Raw genomic sequence first — 21861 nt, 5'->3', positions numbered from 1 at the left:
TCGCTAATCAATTGCGGGTAGGATGCTGCGCCATGTTTCGTCTTATCCATCCGCAAAATAGCGGGAAAGACAGCATATTTATTCGCCAGGGCAAACGTTTGTTTCGCCCTGGCCGGATGAAAACATCCTCGATGATTCAGACAGGTCAACAGGTAACGCAATGAAAAACAGCAACAACAGCGCAGCAGAGCATCAGGCTGCAAAACGCCGCTGGCTTAACTCTCATGAAGAGGGTTACAAGCAGGCGATGGGTAACCGCCAGGTGCAGATGATCGCTATCGGCGGCGCAATTGGTACCGGGTTATTTCTCGGTGCGGGCGCACGCCTGCAGATGGCAGGCCCCTCCCTCGCCATCGTCTATCTGGTGTGTGGCATCTTCTCTTTCTTTATTCTGCGCGCGCTGGGCGAGCTGGTACTGCATCGCCCCTCCAGCGGGAGCTTCGTCTCCTACGCCCGTGAGTTCCTCGGTGAGAAAGCGGCGTTCGTCGCAGGATGGATGTACTTTATCAACTGGGCAATGACCGGCATCGTAGATATCACCGCCGTTGCGCTCTATATGCACTACTGGGGCGCGTTTGGTGACGTGCCGCAGTGGGTGTTTGCCCTCGGTGCACTGGCGATCGTCGGTACCATGAACATGATTGGCGTAAAGTGGTTCGCCGAGATGGAGTTCTGGTTTGCGCTGGTTAAGGTGCTGGCTATCGTGGTCTTCCTGGTCGTGGGGACCATCTTCCTCGGCACCGGCAAGCCACTGGACGGCGGCACAACCGGTTTCCACCTGATTACCGATAACGGCGGCTTCTTCCCGCACGGCCTGCTGCCAGCGCTGGTACTGGTGCAGGGCGTAGTCTTCGCCTTCGCCTCTATTGAACTGGTGGGTACGGCGGCGGGCGAGTGTAAAGATCCGCAGACCATGGTGCCAAAAGCCATCAACAGCGTGATCTGGCGTATCGGCCTGTTCTACGTTGGCTCTGTGGTCCTGCTGGTACTGCTGCTGCCGTGGAACGCCTACCAGGCCGGGCAGAGTCCGTTCGTGACCTTCTTCAGCAAGCTGGGCGTGCCGTACATCGGCGACGTGATGAACATGGTGGTGCTGACCGCCGCGCTCTCCAGCCTGAACTCGGGCCTCTACTCGACGGGCCGTATTCTGCGCTCCATGTCGATGGGTGGCTCTGCACCGAAGTTCATGTCCAAAATGAGCAAGCAGCATGTTCCCTACGCGGGCATCCTGGCGACGCTGGCGATCTACGTCTTTGGCGTAGTGCTGAACTATCTGGTTCCGGCCAGCGTGTTTGAGATCGTATTGAACGTAGCCGCGCTGGGCATTATCGCCTCGTGGGCCTTCATTGTGGTATGCCAGATGCGCCTGCGTAAAGCCATTAAAGAGGGCAAAGCCGCTGACGTGAGCTTCAAGCTGCCGGGTGCGCCGGTGACCTCCTGGCTGACGCTGCTGTTCCTGCTGAGCGTGCTGGTGCTGATGGCGTTCGATTACCCGAACGGGACCTATACCATTGCCTCGATTCCGGTACTGGCGGTACTGCTGGTGGCAGGTTGGTATGGCGTGCGCAAGCGGGTGCATGAGATCCAAAGCACCGCACCGGTGCACGTGGAAGAGACGGTAGAAAGCGCCGTGCTGGTTGAGAAAACATCCAGCTAATCCTGGCAAAGCTCTTTTTTAAACAATGCCCGGCAATCCTGTCGGGCATTTTTCATTAGACGTTACAGCGCAATACGGATCACATCATCCGGATCGGTGGCCTCTTTCTCGCGGGTCGACGCCTGCTTCACGCTCACGTACAGCGTTTTGCCATCGGCGGAGAGCGCCAGGCTGTTCGGGTAGGTCGGCGTATCAAAGCTCTTCACCACCTTATAGCTCTTCGCATCGATCACGCTCACCTTACCTGCCTTGCGGTGGGTGACGTAGGCTTCATTGCGAGCCGGGTTAAACAGCACGGCCAGCGACTCCGGCGCAGCAACCTTCGCCAGCACCTTGCCATCGCGCAGATTGACAACCAGCACCTCAGCCTGCTTCGAGTCGGTGATGAACGCGCGCTGACCGGCGGTGTCGAGGCTCAGGTTGAGATAGAAGTGCTCTTTGCCATCGTCAAGCACCTTCTGACGGGAGAGGATCTTATTGCTGACGGTATCGATGGTAATCAGCTCGCCGTCACCGTTAGTGGTGTAGAGGCGTTTCGCCGCGGCATCAATCGCCAGCCCGGTGCTGAAAGTGCCCGTGCCGGTAATCGTATTTTTCAGCTTCAGCGTTTCGCCATCCACGGCCCAGATCACGCTCTCCTTGCCAATGCCGGTGATGTAAACGGTATTGGTGGTCTCATCCACCGCCAGCTCACGCGGCTGCAGCGGGCGCACCGTCTCAGAGCGCTGGCGATCGTCCAGCACCAGACGGCCTTTTACTTCGCCAGTTTTCGCGTCGACGGCCGTCACCGCGCTGTTAGTGGTGTTGCCGAACCACAGCGTCTGGGTTTGATTATTGATGGTCGCGCCGAACGGCTTCAGATCGTTGTGGATGGCCTGAGTGATATTCAGCGTAGCGGGATCGAGACGGTAGATCACCCCGCCCTTATCCATCTTACGGCTCTGAGTGGTAGCGACCCACAGCGCGTTCTCCTGCTGGCTGAAAGCCATTTCGTATGCGCCCTTACCCACCGGCTTACGCAGCATCTCTTCCGCCGCGCTGGCATTGAACGTACCTGCCAGCAGCAGTGAACCGAGGAACAGTGAACCACGCAGGCGCGGCGAGCTTAATTGACGTAAAAACATGACGACTCCCTTTGATTAACTAACCCATTCGTATGTTACAAATGCGAATAATAATCATTAATTGATGAAATGTAGAGTCTTTCTTGCGAGGTTGGCCATAATCTCCATAATTTCTCCATACACACCCTGATACATCGCTTAACACTACGTGCCGTTATCGTTTTCATAATTTTTACAAAAACAGTAACATGTGCACACATGTTCCATTTGGTTCGTTTATTTAACCGGTTCCTTTAATGAAAATCACTCCTATTACACGCGCTACACTTCCGATTCTGCTGCTGCCCACCGCCTGCGGCTACGCTTTCGCCGCAGAAGAGCAGACCCTGATCGTCAGCGCCACGCCGCAAACCGTATCCGAACTGGATACGCCCGCTGCCGTCAGCGTGGTTAACGGGGAGGAGATGCGTCATGCCGCTCCACGCGTTAACCTCTCTGAGTCATTGACCGGCGTGCCAGGGTTGCAGATCCAGAACCGTCAGAACTACGCTCAGGATCTCCAGCTCTCTATGCGTGGCTTTGGCTCCCGCTCCACCTATGGCGTGCGCGGCATCCGTATGTATGTCGATGGCATCCCGGCAACCATGCCGGACGGCCAGGGTCAGACCTCCAATATCGATCTCAATAGCGTCGAGAGCGTGGAAGTCCTGCGCGGCCCTTTCTCCGCCCTGTACGGTAACGCCTCCGGCGGCGTGGTTAACGTCACCACCGAAACCGGCCAGCAGCCCACAACTATTGAAGCCAGCAGCTACTACGGCAGCTACGGTAGCTGGCGCTACGGCCTGAAGGCCACCGGTGCAACCGGAGACGGTACCCAGGCAGGCGACGTGGACTATACCGTCTCCTCTACCCGCTTCATTACCAGCGGCTATCGCGACCACAGCGGCGCACGTAAGAACCTCGCTAACGCCAAGCTCGGCGTGCGTATCGATGACGTCAGCAAGCTGAGCCTGATCTTTAACAGCGTCGATATCAAAGCGGACGATCCGGGCGGCCTGACCGAGCAGGAGTGGAAGCAGGATCCGCACCAGGCTCCGCGTGCCGACCAGTACAACACCCGCAAAACCATCAAGCAGACCCAGGCTGGCCTGCGCTACGAGCGTCAGCTGAGCGAGCAGGATGACTTAAGCGTGATGATGTACGCTGGCGAGCGCGAAACCACCCAGTACCAGTCGATTCCGCGCGCGCCGCAGCTCAATCCGACCCATGCGGGCGGAGTAATCGACCTAAGCCGCCACTATCAGGGGATCGATACCCGCTGGACCCACCGTGGCGAGCTGCTGGTGCCGGTAACCATTACTACCGGTCTGAACTACGAAAACATGAGCGAAGATCGTAAAGGTTATGAAAACTTCGTGATGGATGGCAGCACGCCAGCGTATGGTCAAAAAGGTAACCTGCGTCGTAACGAACGTAACCTGATGTGGAACGCCGATCCCTACATGCAGTCCCGCTGGCAGCTGACTGACAAACTCTCGCTGGATGCCGGGGTACGCTACAGCTCGGTGTGGTTTGACTCCAACGATCGCTACGTAACCGCTGGTAACGGCGACGACAGCGGCGAAGCGAGCTACCACGAGTGGCTCCCGGCCGGTGCACTGAAGTATGCCGTGACCGATGCCTGGAACGTCTACGCCGCCGCAGGTCGTGGCTTTGAGACGCCAACCATCAACGAGCTCTCCTACCGCTCGAACAACCAGAGCGGTCTGAACTTTAACCTCAAGCCGTCGACCAACGACACCTATGAGATCGGCAGCAAGACCCGAGTCGGCAACGGCCTGTTCACCGCAGCGCTGTTCCAGACCATGACTAATGACGAGATCGTGACCGATACCAGCAGCGGCGGACGCACCACCTATAAAAACGCCGGGAAAACCCGTCGTCAGGGTGCGGAGCTCTCTCTCGATCAGCAGTTTGCCGGCGACTGGCGGGTGAAGATGGCGTGGACCTATCTGGATGCCACCTACCGCACCAACGTCTGCGGGGATGACGACTGCAACGGTAACCGGATGCCGGGCATTGCTCGTAACATGGGCTTTGCTTCTCTCGGCTACGTGCCGGAGAGCGGCTGGTATGCGGGGGCTGATATGCGCTACATGAGCGACATCGAAGCCAACGATGAGAACACGGCGAAAGCGCCGTCCTACACCACCGTGGGTCTGAACACCGGGTATAAGTTCAACTACAACAACTGGATGCTGGACGTGTTTGGCCGTGTTGATAACCTGTTCGACAAAGAGTATGTCGGGTCGGTAATCGTTAACGAATCTAACGGTCGCTACTACGAACCGGCTCCGGGTCGTAACTACGGCGTAGGCCTCTCCGTGGCGTACCGCTTCGAATAACGCTTATTAGTCCCTGCTGATGCCCGGTAGCTAAAATGCTGCCGGGCATTTTTTTTAGGCTGTCACCGGCCGATCCAGACGGAACGCCGCCACCAGCTGGGCCAGCAGCTGCGCCTGCTCCTCCAGGGATCCCGCCGCCAGCGACGAGGCGCTGACCAGGGTGGCATTCTGCTGGGTAGTGCTGTCCAGTTCGCCTACCGCACGGGCAATCTGCTCAATACCCCGGCTCTGCTCTTCCGACGCGGAGGAGATCTCGCCCATAATATCGTTTACCCGGGTCACCGCGTCGACCACCTGCTCCATGGTCTGCCCCGCCTTCGCCACCAGCTCGCTGCCGGTGCTGATGCGGGATACCGACTCGCCAATCAGCTGTTCAATATCTTTTGCCGCCTGGGAGCTGCGCTGGGAGAGGCTGCGCACCTCGCTGGCCACCACCGCAAAGCCCCGCCCCTGTTCACCCGCCCGCGCAGCTTCCACCGCCGCGTTCAGCGCCAGAATATTGGTCTGGAAGGCAATGCTGTTGATCACCGCCGTAATATCAGCAATTTTTTGCGAGCTGGCGTGAATATCGCCCATGGTATTGACCACGTCGCGCATGACGCTGCCGCCCTGGCTGGCAGTGCTGGAGGCCTCGGCGGCCAGCTTGCTGGCATGGCGGGCGTTATCGGCATTGTTCCTCACCGTCGCCGTTAGCTCCTCCATGCTGGCGGCAGTCTGCACCACCGCTGCCGCCTGCTGCTCGGTACGGGAGGAGAGATCGGTATTGCCGTCGGCTATCTCGCTGGCCGCGTGGGAGACCTGGGCAACGCTGCTGCGCACCTCGTGGATCATCTCCCGCAGGCGGAGATTCATCTTCGCCATCGCCCCGGTGAGTTTACCCAGCTCGTCGCCGCCCTGAGCCTCTATCATCGAGCTGAGATCGCCGCTGGCAATGCGCTCTGCCAGTCTCAGGTTGTGTTGCACCGGCCGGGTAATCTGGCGGATCACCCACCAGGAAACAATAATACCGATCAGAATGGCGACGCCGCCAATCACGGCGGTCACGGTGCTTGAGCTGTAGGCCAGCTCATCGTTATGGGCCTTAACCGAGGCGATAATGAGTTTGATATCGGCGCTGCTGTTATCCCCGGCAACTTTGACCCGATCCTCAGCGGCCTGAAGCTGCTGCATCTCTGCGCTGCCCGCCTGGTTTCCGTCGGCACGGAGCGGATTGAGCGCGGCAGTTGCGCTCTGCATAGCGCTTACGCTGGTCTGAAAGTCGCCAAGATGCGCCTCAAGGGTATGGAGCAACGCTGTTTCAGCCTCGGTCCAGGCAAGATCTTTCGCGGAGGCGGTAAGCTCAGCGGCGTGGTTAACATAGCTTGCCAGCGCCTGACCCGATTTTTCATCGCCGCTATAAAAGTATTTCAGCCGATTTATCTTGGCCTGAAATACTTCAATATTAATATTATAAATCAGGTTAGTTTTATCATAAACGCTGCGGATCTCTTTAAAACGCATAACGCTGAGGATCGTGGCAATTGCCACCAGCAGCAGAACCAGACCAAATCCCACCGACAGTTTTTTGCTGATGGTGATATCGCGTAATCGTCGGTTTAAAAACATACCCTCTCCTTGCCCAAGCATAATGTTAGCGCCCAACTGCGCATAAAAGGGTTATCGGCAATGGTGGAGGGTAATTAACGCGATCGGCAGAGAGAATAGTAAAAATGTGATGGTGATGCTTCCCTGATGCAAACTCCTCAGGGAAGCTGTTACAAAGCAATCTTAACAGAGGAGCTAAGGTGCACCTTTAAATTGCGGTTGAACAATGTTCACGCCCATATCAATGACGCAGAGAATAGACTTCTGGCTGGCATCGCTATCGCCCCTCTCCAGGGCATCTAACAGATCAACATAATCATGATGACCGTGAGCCAGCTCTTCAGAGACCGGATAGAGGTGATTAAAGCAAGGCCCAATGCGCACCCACAGCTGCTCGATCAGCGATAGCAGCGTCGGCATCTCAGCATATTCGTAAAGGCGAAAGCGAAAGCTTCGGTTGGCCTGCAACGCCTGTTCCACGTTCCCGCCCAGTCTGGCTTCGTTAAAGGTATTAGCCAGCAGCCGCAGCTGTCCAAGTTTATCATCGGTCATTTTACTGCAGGCAGCACTGACGGCCATTGATTCAAGCTGCTTACGTATTTCGGTTATCTCACGGTGGGTCTGCTGGCTCACTTCCGGAACCAAAAAAGCCTGCGCTGGAGTGGCATGCAGCGCGCCCGAGGAGACTAAACGTAATAACGCCTCGCGCACGGGGGTAATACTGGTTCCGAGCTGGTCAGCAATTTCTTTTGTAATCAGCCGTGCGCCTGGCTTGAGCGCACCGACGATTAATGCATTTTTTAAACTAACTTCAACCTGCTGAGTGAGGCTCAGACGCTGCGCTTTTTCCAAATCAAGCATATTCATGTCCTGTCGAATACTTATTACTTTTCACCCAATCGTGTGATTATTCGCACACGAACCATAAGATATAGTAGGTATAGAGATGCCTGGTATTGGATTAACGCAAAACGTTAGAACTAAAAGTTATTAATTATGCATATTAATATACATCAGCGAAACTTACGCTTCGCTGATGTAGCTATGCTTAATTAAAGACAATAATTAATAAAATTGCCTGATTTTTTATTAAGCATTTTAGTGCTGCTTAACTTTATTTCTCGCTGGCTACACGAATGACAACCTTGCCAAAGTTCCTGCCCTCCAGCAGACCGATAAATGCTTCCGGCGCATTTTCCAGACCATCAACGATCTGCTCGCGATAGTGAATTTTGCCCTCCTGAACCCATTTACCCATCTCCTGTTGAAACTCGTCGATACGGTCGCCGTAATCCTGGGTAATGATAAATCCCTGCATCCGGATACGCTTCTTCAAAATCGTGCCCATCAGCAGCGGTAGGCGATCAGGCCCCGGCGGCAGATCGGTGGCGTTATAGCCGCTCACCAGGCCACAGACCGGCACCCGGGCGGCGGTATTCAGCAGCGGCAGCACCGCATCAAACACTTTACCACCGACGTTTTCATAATAGACATCGATTCCCTGCGGGCAGGCGTGTTTTAGCTGTTCGGCAAAGTCATCGGCGTGATGATCGATACAGGCGTCGAAGCCCAGCGTCTCGACGGCGTGACGGCACTTCTCTTCGCCGCCCGCGACGCCCACCACCCGCAGGCCTTTGATCTTGCCAATCTGCCCGACCGTCGCCCCGACCGGACCGGTTGCCGCCGCAACGACCAGCGTCTCACCTGACTTAGGCTGACCAATGTCCAGCAGCCCCATGTAGGCGGTAAAGCCGGGCATTCCCAGCACGCCCAACGCCCAGGAGGGGTGCTCAAGGCTCTTGTCCAGCTTGACCAGCCCCTCGCCGTTCGATATGGCATACGCCTGCCAGCCGTCGTAGCCTAACACCCACTCCCCTTCGGCATAGTCCGGATGCTCAGAAGTGACCACCTGGCTCACCGTACCCCCGCACATCACATCCCCAATATTGACCGGATCGGCATAGGAGGGTTCATCACTCATGCGACCGCGCATGTAAGGATCGAGGGAGAGATAGACGGTGCGCAGCAGTAGCTGGCCGGATTTTGGCGAAGGAATATCGCTCTCTTCGAGGCGAAAGTTTTCAGCAACCGGCGCGCCATGCGGGCGGGAAGCCAGTAGCCACTGGCGGTTACGCTGTTGTTCTTGACTCACGTTAGTCTCCTTCGACGGTTAAACATCCTTTCAGCGTAGCGTCTTACGCCTCTCTTTGCTTTGACATTCTGCGTCATGTAATAGTATTCATAACAGACTATTCCGTGCATATTCTCTGAGGTTTTAAGCATGACCATTCGCTACGCGGACAAAGACGACTGCGCCGCTATCGCCGCTATCTACAACCACGCCGTACTGCATACCGCCGCTATCTGGAACGACCAGACCGTTGACGCTGACAACCGCATTGCCTGGTTTGAGGCCCGTACCCTCATGGGCTATCCGGTGCTGGTCAGCGAAGAGAACGGTGAGATCACCGGCTACGCGGCTTTCGGCGACTGGCGCGCCTTTGACGGCTTCCGCCACACGGTAGAGCACTCGGTCTATATTCACCCGGATCATCAGGGGAAAGGCCTGGGCCAGGCGCTAATGGTCCGCCTGATTGAGGAGGCAAAACGCATCGGTAAGCACGTGATGGTTGCCGGGATCGAATCGCAGAACGCAGCCTCTATTCATCTGCATGAGAAGCTAGGCTTTGTGACCACCGCCCAAATGCCGCAGGTCGGCACCAAGTTTGGCCGCTGGCTTGATCTCACCTTTATGCATCTGCAGCTGGACGATCGCAGTGAACCGGATGCTATTGCATGAACCAGTCGTTGACCCTGCTGTTCCTGGCAGCGGCGGGTATCGGGCTGGTGGTGCAAAATACGCTTATGGTGCGCATCACCCAGTCCTCTTCCACCGTGCTGATTGCGATGCTGCTCAACTCGCTGGTGGGTATCGTTCTGTTTGTCTCGATTCTGCTGATGAAATATGGGCTGGCTGGATTTAGCGAGCTGGCAGCAACGGTGCGCTGGTGGACGCTGATCCCCGGTCTGCTCGGGTCGTTCTTTGTTTTTGCCAGCATCAGCGGCTATCAGTATGTCGGCGCGGCAACCACTATCGCGGTGCTGGTCGCCAGTCAACTGATCGGCGGGCTGGTGATGGATCTGGTAAAAAGCCACGGCGTACCGCTGAGGGCGCTGATCGGCCCGGTATGCGGAGCGGTATTGCTGGTGATTGGCGCGTGGTTAGTGGCCAGACGCCAGTGGTAGCGGCGCAAGCCGGGCAAGCGTGAGCGCCGCCCGGCGTTTACGGTTAGAGTATAACGCCATCTTTGGTGAGCTGTTCGCGACGCGCTTCCATCTCTTCCTTGTGGTGGCGCCCGTGGTGGGCGATGGCGTTGCGCAGACGCTGCTGCTGGGCGTAGCGATCCTCCCGGCTCAGCTCTGCGTCATCGCTGAGCGCGACCAGCAGCTCGTTCATATGCGCAATCACGCTCTCCTTGATAACGTCATCCACATGTGCGACCACCTCTTCCAAATGCGACATATCCTCTCCTGTGTCTGTTAGTTGATTTTGGCTTTTGAGAAATCACTGCCCATCAGGCTAACACTATACCCGGTTACGTTGCTGCGGGTGGCATAGAAGGTTTTACCGTTTGCCAGGGCGATCCACGGCGCCTGCTGATAGAACACCTCCTGCGCCTGAGAGTAAAGCTTAGCCCGATCCTCCGGCACGGAGGTCAGCTTCGCTTTTTTCACTAGCCCATCGTAGGTTTTATCACACCAGCGTGCGGCGTTGGAGCCGGTTTCAATGCTGTCGCAGCCCAGCAGCACGTCGGCAAAGTTGTCTGGATCGCCGTTGTCGGACATCCAGCCAAACAGCGCTGAGTCATGCTCGCCTTTGCGCATCCCGGAGAGGTATTCGCCCCACTCGTAGGAGACGATTTTGGCCTTCACGCCCACCTTCGCCCAGTCGCTCTGGATCATCTCTGCAATACGCTTCGAGTTCGGGTTGTAGGGACGCTGGACCGGCATTGACCACAGCGTGACCTCCGCGCCCTGCTCCAGACCCGCCTGTTTCAGTAGCGCTTTGGCCTTCTCTGGATCGTAAGGGTAATCCTTCAGGTCTTTGTTAAAGCCAAGCATATTTGGCGGCAGCGGCGATTTTGCTACCGTGCCGGAGCCTAAGAAGACGGCGTTGACAATGGCCTTTTTGTCAGTGGCATAGTTCAGGGCCTGGCGCACCAGCGCGTTATCGAACGGTTTTTTCTCAGTGTTAAATGCCAGATAGCCGACGTTCAGCGCATCAACCGAGTGCAGGGCCAGATCCTTGTTCTTTTTGATCACGTCGAACTGAACCGGAGACGGCGCGGGAATGATCTGGCACTCGTTGGTTTGCAGCTTCGCCAGCCGCGTCTCAACGTTTGGCGTGATAGAGAAGATCAGATGCTTCGTCGGCACCTCACCGTCCCAGTAATTCGGGTTGGCGATATAGCGAATCAGTGCGTCACGATTGTACTGCTGCAGGGCATAAGGTCCGGTACCGATTGGCCAGGTGTCAACGTTCTCCGGCGTGCCCTTTTTCAGCATCGCATCCGCATACTCCGCAGAGAGGATCGAGGCGAAGTCCATGCCCCAGTCGGCAAGGAACGCAGCGTTCGGTTCGTTCAGTACAAACTGGACGTGGTAGTCATCGACCTTCTTCACCTCTTTGATCAGCTTGTCGAGGCCGACATCGTTGAAGTATTCGTAGTTGCCCTGAGAGACGTTGTGGTACGGGTGATTAGCATCTTTCTGCCGCAGCACCGAGAAGATCACGTCGTCGGCGTTAAAGTCGCGGGTCGGCTTGAAGAATTTATTGCTGTTGAATTTAACGCCCTGGCGCAGGGTAAAAGTATAGGTTTTACCGTCCGGGGAGATAGTCCAACTGGTGGCCAGCGACGGCACCGGGGTATTCTTTACCGGATCGAAGTTGATCAGGCGGTTATAGAGCGTCTGCGAGCTGGCGACAAAGCTGGGGCCAGAGCTGGCGATCTGCGGGTTGAAGGATTCCGGAGAGGCTTCGGAGCAGTAAATGATGGTATCTTTTGCCGCCGCCCATGCCGCGCTGGTGGGTAGAAACGTGCTGAGCGCCAGCGCGAGCAGCGTTTTGCCGGTAGACAAATTTCCTGAAAACATAATTAAAACCTTATTATTTTATTAAAACGTGATCTCAGCATAGCAGCCGAAATGAGGCAAATAACGAATCACTATCAGGTTATGCCAAAGCAGCTGATTTTGCTGATTTCTTCACCTTTCTCCGCTGTTTAGTTTGCCTTAAGTCATTCCGCAAACGTCAAGCGAAAAGCGTCTGCGCAATGCCACGAGAATTCACCGCTTTTAGCCTCTCTTCCACCGTTTGCTTGCTATTACATCTCGTAAAGTAGAGGCGTGAAGAAGTCTATGGGATGAAAACGTGGCAAAAACTCTCTTGCGTAGCGGCGATCTGGATGATTTTCAGGCCGTTGGCGGCGGCGGCCAGGCCGTCTTTGATTCGGCATTGCAAATTCGTGAAGCGTTACGCCTGCGCAAGCAGCAGGCGATGGTGGACTGCCTCGCTATACCGCAGATCAACGACGACGGCGATCGCGTGGACTGGTACTCGCCGGTTGAAGGCCGGGCGGTAAGCTGGAAGGCGGCGGACGACGAGTCTCGCTTCCGCGCCCTGCGCTTTCTGGAGAGCACCCTCGACAGCGCGGCGGCCCTGAGCCGGAAAAGCCTGCAGTCGCCGAAAACGGCCCAGCAGCTGTTTGGCTCCCTGCTGGCGAAAGCGCTGCAGTTTCCTGGCGTGAACCACGTCTTTCTGGTGGATGGCAAACCGGTTATTACCTTCTGGGGCTTTGTTGACCTCAATGAGAGCGCACGCGAGGACGTTCTTGCCTGTCTGCGGGAAGAGGAGCCGCCCGCCCCGCCTATCGTTATGCCGGAAGAGAGCGAAGAGGAAGAGGAAGCGCCTGCCGTGGCAACCTTTAGTAGAGCCGATGAGCCGCTGCTGGTCGCCGTGCCGGAGATAACTACCCAGCAACCTCCCGAACCGCCGCAGCCTGAGCCGCAGCCTGTATCGGTTGCTCCCGCTGCTGCCGTTGAGGCTACCCCTGCACCTAACAAGCGCCGTTATGGCCGGTGGGCGCTGCCGGTGGCCGCCGTGGTGGTCGCCGTCGTTGCCGCCCCGCTGCTCTGGCCGTACCAGCCTGCGGTGAGCGAAACGTCATCCACTGAAAAAACAGCCGCTGCGGCTCCGCAGGCCATCGCGCCTGCGCCTGTCAGCGTGGAACCCGCTCCGGCGCTCACGGCGGCACTGCCGCTGCATCAGGCTGAAGTGGTCGAGGCCAAAGCACCACCTAAGCCAGCGGAGGAGAAACCCAGCGAGCCGACTATTACCGCTATTCCTAAAGATGCGCTGGTGATGGATGCCGGTCAGGTAAAAGCGGGCAGCACCCGTTTTCTCAACGGCAGCTGGCGCGTGATGCTGGATATTAAAGACGAAGTCACTGGCAAGCCGCCTGTGCTGCGCTTCCAGATCCAGAATAACAAAGGCACGGCTCGCCTCGTACAGGGTAAAAACATCGTCTGCCGATCCGAGATCTTCTCTGGCCTGCACGACACCGGCGTATTGATGATTAAAAGCCGCGGTCACGCGCGCTGCAGCGACGGTACTCGCTACCCGATGCCGGAGATCGCCTGCACCGCAGGCACCAGCGACATTGCCGAGTGCACCGCCCGGTATGATGCCAAAACCATTGTTCCGTTGACGTTCAGAAAAACAGGTTCCTGATCTTATGCTGGTTAATCTTTGCGATTACAAACAGAGCGTCACGCTGATTGCCAACAGCGGCGTGCAGTTCCTCGACTTTGGCCTGACGCCGCAGGCCTCGTTACAGAGCGGACGCTTTGTGCGAAAGACCGCTAACGGGCCGCTGCTGCGCCTCGATTACGATCTGATTAACAACCGCTATACGCTGCCTGGGCGCGACGGCGGCCAGCCGGAGGTGGTGAAGCCGGAGAGTACCCTGCCGCTGCTTGAGTCGCTGGCGGTACTGGACGGCGTCTGGCTGCCCATACCTTTCTTACGCTTTAACCCGCCGCGTACCTTTGTGGAGGGTCCGGACAACTGGGCCAGGGTGCAGATCCGCAAGCTGGCCGAGCCGGACAGCGCAGGCAACACCCACCGCGTTACCCTGGCACTGGACAGCCAGATCAACGATCTCTCGCCTGGAGTACTGGCTCCGGCCACCAATGACATCCTGAACGGCACCCGTTTTGCGCTGGCGTGGCGCGACGATGAGGTGTTTGATTTTCTCGACCAGACCTGGATTGATGGCTGGCTGCGCGAGGCGTTCCTGCACTACGTCACCAGCGTAGAGAACCGCAGCGAGCGGGATATTGCTCAGGCCCTGCGCGGCTTTGAGTACCAGGCCCACTGGCTCAACCTGCTCACGCTGTTGGGCGAGCAGCTGACCGTACCAGAAGTTAAAATCGTTACCCATACTCTGAGCACTCCGGCCATTCCGGTGGATCTGATCCTCGACGTCGGCAACACCCACACCTGCGGCGTCATTATTGAGGATCAGGGTGATGCTAACGATGGCCTGCGCCAGACGGCGGAGTTGCAGGTGCGCTCCCTGAGCGAGCCGCAATTTTTGAACGAGCCGATGTTTACCAGCCGGCTGGAGTTCTCCGAGGCGCGCTTCGGCAAACAGCACTTTTCCGTTGAAAGTGGTCGTGAAGATGCTTTCGTCTGGCCCTCTATCGTCCGCGTCGGCGACGAGGCCCGCAAGCTGGCGATGCAGCGTCTGGGCACCGAAGGTAACAGCGGCATCTCCAGCCCGCGCCGCTACCTGTGGGATGAGACCCCGGTACTACAGGACTGGCGCTTTAGCCAGATGAACAGCAAGTCCCAGCGCGAGCCGTTAGCGACCGCTTTTCCGCTGATGAACCTGATGAACGACGACGGCCAGCCGCTCTACACCCTGCCGCTGGATGAGCGTCTGCCGGTCTTCTCCCCGCAGTACAGTCGCAGCACGCTGATGACCCACATGCTGTGCGAGCTGCTGGCCCAGGCCCTGGGACAGATCAACAGCGTGGCGACGCGCCTGCGGCTGGGCTTCCCGGCCTCACCACGCCAGCTGCGTACCATTATCCTGACCCTGCCATCGGCGATGCCGAAGCAGGAGCGAGAGATCTTCCGCCGCCGTATGTTTGAAGCCATCGCCCTGGTATGGAAAGCGATGGGCTGGCATCCGCAGGATGACGATTTCTCCAGCAGCAAACAGCGCGAGAAGAGCGTGGTGCCCGTCCCGCAGATCCAGATGGAGTGGGACGAAGCCAGCTGCGGTCAGCTGGTCTGGCTCTATAATGAAGCGATCTCCCACTACGCCGGGCAGACGGAGACCTTTTTCGCCTCCCTCGCCCGCCCGGACCGCACCGGCGCGCCGGACGAAACGCCGGGTCGCGCTCTGCGGGTGGCATCGATTGATATCGGCGGCGGTACTACCGACATGGCCATCGTCCACTACCAGCTGGATGACGGCACCGGCAGCAACGTCAAGATCACCCCACACCTGCTATTCCGGGAAGGTTTTAAGGTGGCAGGAGACGACATTCTTCTGGATGTTATCCAGCGCTGCGTGCTGCCCGCCCTGCAAACCCAGCTGCAAAAGTCGGGCATTACCGACGCCGCCGCGCTGATGGCGACGCTGTTCGGCGACTCCGGCCGCATCGACACCCAGGCGGTACTGCGCCAGCAGACGACGCTCCAGCTCTTTATGCCGATTGGTCATGCAATCCTCTCGGCCTGGGAGCGGAGCGATATCAACGATCCGCTGGCGGGGCTGCACGCTACCTTTGGCGAACTGCTTACCCAGCAGCCGACACGCAACGTCATGAGCTATCTGAAGCAGGCGATCGATCACGCTCTGCCTGCCGGTTCTGCTGAGTTCGACCTCTTCGCCGTGCCGTTGCAGGTTAACTTTAGCGATCTGCAGGCGGCGATGCTCGGCGGGCAGTTTACCCTCACCGCGCCGATCCATGCGGTGTGTGAAGCCATCTCCCACTACGCCTGTGACGTGCTGCTGGTTACCGGACGTCCGGGCTGCCTGCCGGGCGTACAGGCGCTGATCCGCCATCTACAGCCGGTGCCGGTTAACCGTATGGTGTGGCTCGATAAGTACCGGGTGCATGAGTGGTATCCCTTTAACCAGCAGGGGCGGATCGGCAACCCGAAATCCACCGCCGCCGTCGGGGCGATGCTGTGCAGCCTGGCGCTGGATCTGCGCCTGCCGCGCTTCAACTTTAAAGCGGCGGATATCGGGGCCTACTCCACCGTGCGCTATCTTGGCGTGCTGGATAACGTGGTCAATACCCTGCGCGAAGAGAACGTCTGGTACGAGGATATCGACCTGGACAGGTCAGGGGCGAAGCTGGATGCCCGCCTGCACTTCCCGCTGCGTGGCAACGTCACGCTGGGCTTCCGTCAGCTCGCCAACGCCCGCTGGCCCGCTACGCCGCTCTATACCCTGAGCATCAACTCGCCGGAGCTGGCGAAAGCCATCGCCGGAGACGGGGTGCTTAACGTGCGGCTGGCCCTTACCGGCGGCAGTAAAGCGCTTGGGCCGGAAGCCTTCACCCTGAGCGAAGCCTGGCTGCAGGACGGTACGCCGGTAGCTGCCGATGCATTAACATTTAAACTGAATACCCTGGCCGATCGCCGCCACAGCGGCAGCCACTACTGGATTGACAGCGGGAGCGTGTACCTGAAATGAGAGATCTGAGCAAAACCTCCCAGGCATTAATGGCATGGATAGATGAGACCCGCCAGCACGCCCCGCTGCTTGACGATGACGCCGACGCCCTGCTGCTGCGCCTGACCGCCGCCGCCGCGCATGAGAGCGTGCTGGCGCGCGCGACTAACCAGCACCGCACCGTAGGCCTCTACGGCCACGCCCAGGCGGCGAAAGCCCACCTGCTTACCGCCCTGTGCAGCAGCGGTAGCGGCCGGGTGAACGTTAAGGCGGGAGAGAAGAGCTTTGACTACCTGAGCCATATCAATCCTGGCCATGCCCTGACCGGCATGGCGCTACGCTTCACGACCCAAGCCCAAAGCGTTGACGATGCGTTTCCCCTGCGTCTGCGCCTGATTAGCGAGGCCGAGCTGGTACAGGTGTTTATCGCCCATGCCGCCGGAGAGCATGAGCGTCACCTCGTCGACCGGGCAGTAATTGAAGATCGCCTTAGCCGCTGGCGCGGGCTGCGTCAGCCGCACCCGGTGGCGGGCATCACCGCTGAAGAGGTGGCCTCTATCGCCGCGTTCTGGCGTACCACCGTTCCCGCGGCGCAGCAGCAGATCGATGATAGCCTCTGGTACCAGTTCGCCACCCTGATCCCCTCTCTGGATCTGCGCGCCCGGGCCAGCGCCTGGTCGCTGCTGTGGGGTGAGCAGCAGGATCTGACCGAGCAGTGGCTGACTCTGGCGCACGTTCTGCACCAGACCGGCAACGCCGCCGAGCTGGCCGCGCCGTTAAGCCTGCTGGTAGATAACTTTGCCTTGCCGACCGAGGGCTTTTTAAATCCGCTGGCGGCAGGGAGCATTGAAGCGCAGGCTGAAGTGGTGGTTCATCCTCTGTCAAAAGACGCACTGCAAAACGCGGTGAGTATTCCTCTTGCCACCTTGTCGCTGCTGGCCTGCGAGCTGGTGCTCTGCATCGAAAACGGCGTGCTGAACGGGGTCGATATTGTGGATATCCCCTGCCCGGCGGCACTGCCTGAGCGCCCCCTGTGGTATAGCAAATGCCGCTGGCTGCTGGAGCGCTATCGTCAGCATCTGCAGCCGGACGTGCTGATGATCTGCAACGCCACGCCGCAGCGCAGCGAAACCGCCGCTACGGCCAAAGCTCTGCTGAACTGGGTGCAGGATACGCAGTCGGGCCAGGAGACAGCGTTGCCGGGGCTGGTATGGGCGATTACGCCGCAAGATGCGCGGTTTAACACCTCGTCGAATCTGGACGAAACCGTCCAGCAGCTGCTGGGCAAGCCAGGCCAGCGCTGGGGAACTCTGCAGGCGCTGGACGCCAGCAGTTTGCAACGGCTGATTGAGTGGCTCTCTCAGGCCACCGCGCCGTCGTTGCGTGTTAGCCGTCTGAATGCCCTCCGCGAGCGCCATCACCAGACGCTGCGCGATCTGATGCAGCCCCTGCTCTCGCCGCTGATGGAAGATACTGATGCCCGCCGCGCCCGCGCTGAGGCGACTATTCGTGAGTTACAGGTTCAGGCCGGACGTCACGGAGAGCTGTTAGAGGGCTTGCTGCCGGAGATGAAACAGTTTGATGCCCTGTGGAAGGTGCAACTGCCGCGCGAGGAGAAGGTGAGCGGCCTGTTTAACGAGGCGATCGATCTCTTTGCCGATGCGCAGGAGACGCCGGAGCGCGCCAGCGCTGCGCGGGATGCGGGTCAGCAGGCGCACGCCATGTGGGTAAACCACCTGCGCCAGTGGAGCCGCAGCGCGGAGAGCGCAACCCGGCTGGGCATTACCCCTTCTGCGCTGCGCCAGGTGGCGGACACTATCATTACCACCAGTTACCGCCTCGACCTTGCCGGACAGCTGCAAATGCTGATGCAGCGGGATAACGCCTGCGCAGCGCAGCTGCATGCGGCCATTGGCAACCTGATTGCCTGGCTTGGCTATGCCGACGTCGCGGTAAGCCAGCGCCCGGCCAGCCGCATCCAGAAAGGCAGCGCGATCTTCAGCACCGACGCGCCAGCCCACACCGAAGGCAGACTGACCAGGCTGGGGGAGCAGCCGGTTCATGCTGCGACCCGCTACGTCTATGACTGGCTGGTAGCGCTCTATACCCGCAGCAACGAGAACATTGGTTATCAGCACCCGGCTGACGTGACGGATGCCCAGCGCAAAACGCTGCGGGCGCTTCTGCCCTGACAGCCTGTCCCCCGGTGGCGCAGCGCGCGCCGGGGAAACCTCTTTAAATCTGTTCGCTTAGAACAGTGAAATCAGCAGCGCCACCGGGAAGCTCATCGGCCAGGTCGAGCCGATCAGAAACGCGCACAGGAAGCGGATCCGCTTGCGATCCTTTGACAGAAACCAGGTGATAAGTGCACAGATAGTCGCCATTACGGCGTAGAAGACCAGCATTTTTTGGTATAGGGTCATAGCCGACATTTGCTCAAAATAGAATAAAACGCGCGCAATATGCATTTTTTATTGATGTAAATCAAGCTTTATCCCTGCGAAAGTGAGGGAAACCGGACCTGTCGATTATGTCGAGAGTGAAAGGTGAAAAGAAGAGCAAAGCAGGAAGGCGGCGGTGCAGTTTTGTACCGCTAGCAAGTAATTCGACTTTATTTAACTAAAATCTCGAGCAACGCCCTTGTTTACACAGATCAGCTTGCGCTAATTTAAATAAACCCTATCATCGGCACAGTGATGACGGTGAGGCTCTAAAATATATAACCCTCCTGAATACCAGCGACCTCAGCCTGCCAATTACATTCATTTAAATAATATTTATATTCATATTATTTGCGGAGAGTATTTTGAGCAATATAGATGACACAATTGAAGGCTTTATCGCTTTTAAAATTGATGAATTAAAAAACGTTCACTTTCCAGACTCAGATGTCATTGTGTACTATGGAGGAATCACAGAGTGGGCTAAACAGATCTATCAACCGGTACTTGAAGGCATTGGTCGGACAGCAAAAAGGAAACAGAGAAGCTCTCTTGTCATAATACTTTCTACCGGCGGTGGCTCCGTCGAGTCTGTAGAAAAAATGGTTGAAATAACCAGGCATTTTTATCAAGAGGTCTATTTTATTGTCCCTAACTATGCCATGTCTGCCGGTACGATTTGGTGCATGTCTGGTGATAAAATTTATATGGATTATGCTTCTTCGCTGGGTCCGATTGATCCACAGGTCCAGTCACCTGACGGCAAGTGGGTACCTGCTCTTGGATACCTGGATAAAGTCGAGGAAGTTATTAACAAATCGCATACCGGACAGGTTACGCAGGCTGAATTAATGATGCTTAATAACTTAGATTTAGCCCAGCTCAGACGCTATGAGCAAGCCAGGGAGCTGTCTAAAGATCTGTTAAAGAAATGGCTTGTTGAATACAAATTTCGTAACTGGAACGTACGAGAAACCACTCAAGCACCTGTAACCCCGGAAGATAAAATCGCCAGGGCCGAAGATATCGCAGTGGCTCTTAGCGATAACAGACGTTGGCATTCACATGGGCGATTTATAGGTATTAATACGCTTAGAAACGATCTCAATCTTCAAATAGAGGACTTTACGGATAACGTACAACTAACAGAAGATCTTAGAGAAATAGATAAGATGTTGACGGAATTTAGATTCAAGGTACAAAAAGAGATAATCGTAATGTCATCTTTGGCTGATGACATTGCCGCACAAGAGTGATAGCGTGGAGCTACTCTTACAGGGGGAATAACAACATGCCCAATTCAAGATTGATTGAACAGGTTATATCTTTGTCGACTATGGTTTGCTCACCACGGCAGAAATCCATGATTAACGACCTAAAAAGCAAGAACTTATTGAATCCTCCGAAGTTTAATCTTGCCTATGGCCCACTGTCGTCCGTTAGCGGCCAGAATAAAAGATAAACTATGGCTGGAACGGCATCCCTTGCTGTTTCAGCCACCTGAACCTACCTTAGTGTTTTATCATGACATGGCGAATCACGGTGTAGTCCTCAATGCCGTAGACTGACATATCCTTGCCGTAGCCAGACATCTTTTGCCCGCCGTGCGGCATCTCGCTCACCAGCATAAAGTGGGTGTTGACCCAGGTGCAGCCGTACTGCAGACGGGCGCTTAGCCGGTGCGCCCGGCCCACGTCGCGGGTCCAGACCGATGAGGCCAGCCCATATCGGGAGTCGTTAGCCCACCCCAGCACCTGCTCTTCATCATCAAACGCGGTCACGCTTACCACCGGACCAAACACTTCATGCTGGACGATGTCATCCTCCTGCTTAGCCCCTGCCAGCAGCGTCGGTTGGAAATAGTAGCCCGCGCCGTCGCGTTTCGCGCCGCCGGTTACTACGCTGATATGCCCCAGTGCTTTCGCCGCTTCGACGGCATTGGTTACCCGCTCAAGATGCGCTGCGGAGCTGAGCGGTCCCAGCTCGGTGCTCTCATCATCCGGCGCGCCCATCTTCAGGCTTGCCACCGCCGCGCCCAGCTTCTCTACCAGCGCATCGTAGATGCCCTTCTGAGCATAGATACGGCAGGCGGCGGTACAGTCCTGGCCCGCGTTGTAGTAGCCAAAGGTGCGCACCCCTTCCACCACCGCATCGAGGTCAGCGTCGTCAAAGACAATCACAGGCGCTTTGCCGCCCAGCTCCATATGGGTGCGCTTCACCGAGGAGGCGGTATGGCCGATGATATGCTCCCCGGTGGCAATCGAGCCGGTCAGTGAGACCATCCGCACCTTCTCGTGGCCGGTGAGCGGATCGCCGACGGTTTTACCCCGGCCAAACAGCACGTTGAGTACGCCAGCCGGGAAGATATCCTTCGCCAGCTCTGCCAGCTTCAGGGCGGTAAGCGGGGTAATTTCCGAGGGCTTAATCACCACGCAGTTGCCCGCCGCCAGCGCCGGAGCCAGTTTCCAGGCGGCCATCATCAGCGGATAGTTCCAGGGCGCAATCGACGCCACTACGCCCACCGGATCGCGGCGGATCATCGAGGTGTGCCCCTCCAGATATTCACCCGCCGCCAGGCCATTGAGAGTGCGCGCCGCCCCGGCAAAGAAGCGGAACACGTCGACTACGGCGGGGATCTCATCCCCGATCACACAGTGCAGCGGCTTGCCACAGTTGAGAGACTCGAGCTGAGCCAGCGCCTCGGCGTTATCTTCAATGGCCTGGGCGAGATCGAGCAGCGCCTGGGCGCGGACTTTTGGCGTCGCATAGCCCCACTCGGCAAAGGCGCGATCCGCGGCCTGCACGGCGGCATCCACCTGAGCAGCAGAGGCTTCGGCAATCTCCAGCAGCACCTCCCCGGTGGCGGGATTGTAGACCGCCTGCTTTTCACCTTCGCCGCTTACCAGTTCGCCATTAATTAACAGTTGAGCTTGCATAATCATATCCTGTTTGAGG

Annotated in this window: 16 protein-coding genes; 8 read left to right on the top strand and 8 right to left on the bottom strand. The window is 57.4% G+C overall.

Going from position 1 to position 21861, the window contains the following annotated elements:
* Positions 1-160 precede the first annotated feature (160 nt).
* Positions 161-1657 carry an L-asparagine permease gene (ansP, locus tag RTM13_RS02720; RefSeq protein ID WP_312209891.1) on the top strand — a complete coding sequence of 499 codons (1497 nt, stop codon included), beginning with the start codon at positions 161-163 and terminating at the stop codon, positions 1655-1657.
* Positions 1658-1719: 62 nt separating this feature from the next.
* On the opposite strand, the gene RTM13_RS02715 is transcribed toward ansP, so the two are convergent.
* Entirely contained in the window at positions 1720-2781 is a 1062-nt protein-coding gene (locus tag RTM13_RS02715; RefSeq protein ID WP_312209890.1) for a YncE family protein, read from the bottom strand.
* Between the two features lie 236 nt (positions 2782-3017).
* On the opposite strand from RTM13_RS02715, the gene pqqU reads away from it, so the two are divergent.
* Positions 3018-5126, top strand: a complete 2109-nt coding sequence (pqqU, locus tag RTM13_RS02710; protein WP_312209889.1) for a TonB-dependent receptor PqqU — start codon at positions 3018-3020, stop codon at positions 5124-5126.
* 54 nt (positions 5127-5180) lie between these two features.
* Here pqqU and RTM13_RS02705 read toward each other — a convergent pair whose 3' ends face one another.
* The 3 genes from RTM13_RS02705 to RTM13_RS02695 form a co-directional block, all read right to left on the bottom strand.
* A complete protein-coding gene (locus RTM13_RS02705) occupies positions 5181-6731 on the bottom strand; it encodes a methyl-accepting chemotaxis protein (protein ID WP_312209887.1) in 1551 nt (516 codons plus the stop codon).
* A 174-nt stretch (positions 6732-6905) separates the two neighbouring features.
* Entirely contained in the window at positions 6906-7571 is a 666-nt protein-coding gene (locus RTM13_RS02700; RefSeq protein ID WP_312210129.1) for a GntR family transcriptional regulator, read from the bottom strand.
* A 253-nt stretch (positions 7572-7824) separates the two neighbouring features.
* Positions 7825-8862 carry an NADP-dependent oxidoreductase gene (locus RTM13_RS02695; RefSeq protein WP_312209885.1) on the bottom strand — a complete coding sequence of 346 codons (1038 nt, stop codon included), beginning with the start codon at positions 8860-8862 and terminating at the stop codon, positions 7825-7827.
* 129 nt (positions 8863-8991) lie between these two features.
* On the opposite strand from RTM13_RS02695, the gene RTM13_RS02690 reads away from it, so the two are divergent.
* The gene (locus RTM13_RS02690; RefSeq protein WP_312209883.1) at positions 8992-9510 is read left to right on the top strand and encodes an N-acetyltransferase family protein; all 519 of its coding nucleotides are present in this window, start codon (positions 8992-8994) and stop codon (positions 9508-9510) included.
* On the top strand, positions 9507-9956 hold the full coding sequence (locus tag RTM13_RS02685; RefSeq protein WP_312209881.1) for a DMT family transporter: 450 nt from the start codon (positions 9507-9509) through the stop codon (positions 9954-9956). Before RTM13_RS02690 ends, RTM13_RS02685 begins: the two co-directional genes overlap by 4 nt.
* A 43-nt stretch (positions 9957-9999) precedes the next feature.
* Here the strand turns inward: RTM13_RS02685 and RTM13_RS02680 are convergent, their stop codons facing one another.
* A complete protein-coding gene (locus tag RTM13_RS02680; protein ID WP_312209879.1) occupies positions 10000-10233 on the bottom strand; it encodes a DUF2526 family protein in 234 nt (77 codons plus the stop codon).
* A gap of 17 nt (positions 10234-10250) precedes the next feature.
* Positions 10251-11849: an ABC transporter substrate-binding protein gene (locus RTM13_RS02675; RefSeq protein WP_312210128.1), complete on the bottom strand. Its 1599-nt coding sequence runs from the start codon at positions 11847-11849 to the stop codon at positions 10251-10253.
* A 292-nt stretch (positions 11850-12141) separates the two neighbouring features.
* Here RTM13_RS02675 and RTM13_RS02670 point away from each other — a divergent pair, with 292 nt between their 5' ends.
* Genes RTM13_RS02670 through RTM13_RS02660 form a run of 3 tightly spaced genes read left to right on the top strand, consistent with a single transcriptional unit; the run spans position 12142 to position 18657 of the window.
* Complete coding sequence (locus RTM13_RS02670; protein WP_312209877.1) at positions 12142-13500, top strand: SrfA family protein; 1359 nt, start codon at positions 12142-12144, stop codon at positions 13498-13500.
* Between the two features lie 4 nt (positions 13501-13504).
* The gene (locus RTM13_RS02665; protein ID WP_312209876.1) at positions 13505-16486 is read left to right on the top strand and encodes a virulence factor SrfB; all 2982 of its coding nucleotides are present in this window, start codon (positions 13505-13507) and stop codon (positions 16484-16486) included.
* A complete protein-coding gene (locus tag RTM13_RS02660) occupies positions 16483-18657 on the top strand; it encodes a virulence factor SrfC family protein (RefSeq protein WP_312209874.1) in 2175 nt (724 codons plus the stop codon). The genes RTM13_RS02665 and RTM13_RS02660 overlap by 4 nt, the downstream gene beginning before the upstream one ends.
* Positions 18658-18714: 57 nt before the next feature.
* Here RTM13_RS02660 and RTM13_RS02655 read toward each other — a convergent pair whose 3' ends face one another.
* On the bottom strand, positions 18715-18888 hold the full coding sequence (locus tag RTM13_RS02655) for a GhoT/OrtT family toxin (protein ID WP_072015224.1): 174 nt from the start codon (positions 18886-18888) through the stop codon (positions 18715-18717).
* A gap of 383 nt (positions 18889-19271) precedes the next feature.
* Between RTM13_RS02655 and RTM13_RS02650 the strand changes: the two genes are divergently transcribed.
* Positions 19272-20162: an SDH family Clp fold serine proteinase gene (locus tag RTM13_RS02650; protein WP_312209872.1), complete on the top strand. Its 891-nt coding sequence runs from the start codon at positions 19272-19274 to the stop codon at positions 20160-20162.
* A gap of 255 nt (positions 20163-20417) precedes the next feature.
* Here the strand turns inward: RTM13_RS02650 and patD are convergent, their stop codons facing one another.
* Positions 20418-21842 carry an aminobutyraldehyde dehydrogenase gene (patD, locus tag RTM13_RS02645; RefSeq protein WP_312209870.1) on the bottom strand — a complete coding sequence of 475 codons (1425 nt, stop codon included), beginning with the start codon at positions 21840-21842 and terminating at the stop codon, positions 20418-20420.
* Positions 21843-21861 lie beyond the last annotated feature (19 nt).

Origin of the sequence: Pseudescherichia sp. (assembly GCF_031979925.1) — a bacterium.
In the GTDB taxonomy this organism is placed as follows: domain Bacteria; phylum Pseudomonadota; class Gammaproteobacteria; order Enterobacterales; family Enterobacteriaceae; genus Pseudescherichia.
Note: the sequence above shows the minus strand (reverse complement) of the source record. Positions and strands in the feature narration are given on the sequence as shown.

What these genes read in the sequence shown, in the direction of transcription:
- ansP (WP_312209891.1), top strand. Translation starts at nt 161, where the DNA reads ATGAAAAACAGCAACAACAGCGCAGCAGAGCATCAGGCTGCAAAACGC.
- RTM13_RS02715 (WP_312209890.1), bottom strand. Translation starts at nt 2,781, where the DNA reads ATGTTTTTACGTCAATTAAGCTCGCCGCGCCTGCGTGGTTCACTGTTC.
- pqqU (WP_312209889.1), top strand. Translation starts at nt 3,018, where the DNA reads ATGAAAATCACTCCTATTACACGCGCTACACTTCCGATTCTGCTGCTG.
- RTM13_RS02705 (WP_312209887.1), bottom strand. Translation starts at nt 6,731, where the DNA reads ATGTTTTTAAACCGACGATTACGCGATATCACCATCAGCAAAAAACTG.
- RTM13_RS02700 (WP_312210129.1), bottom strand. Translation starts at nt 7,571, where the DNA reads ATGCTTGATTTGGAAAAAGCGCAGCGTCTGAGCCTCACTCAGCAGGTT.
- RTM13_RS02690 (WP_312209883.1), top strand. Translation starts at nt 8,992, where the DNA reads ATGACCATTCGCTACGCGGACAAAGACGACTGCGCCGCTATCGCCGCT.
- RTM13_RS02685 (WP_312209881.1), top strand. Translation starts at nt 9,507, where the DNA reads ATGAACCAGTCGTTGACCCTGCTGTTCCTGGCAGCGGCGGGTATCGGG.
- RTM13_RS02680 (WP_312209879.1), bottom strand. Translation starts at nt 10,233, where the DNA reads ATGTCGCATTTGGAAGAGGTGGTCGCACATGTGGATGACGTTATCAAG.
- RTM13_RS02665 (WP_312209876.1), top strand. Translation starts at nt 13,505, where the DNA reads ATGCTGGTTAATCTTTGCGATTACAAACAGAGCGTCACGCTGATTGCC.
- RTM13_RS02660 (WP_312209874.1), top strand. Translation starts at nt 16,483, where the DNA reads ATGAGAGATCTGAGCAAAACCTCCCAGGCATTAATGGCATGGATAGAT.
- RTM13_RS02655 (WP_072015224.1), bottom strand. Translation starts at nt 18,888, where the DNA reads ATGACCCTATACCAAAAAATGCTGGTCTTCTACGCCGTAATGGCGACT.
- patD (WP_312209870.1), bottom strand. Translation starts at nt 21,842, where the DNA reads ATGCAAGCTCAACTGTTAATTAATGGCGAACTGGTAAGCGGCGAAGGT.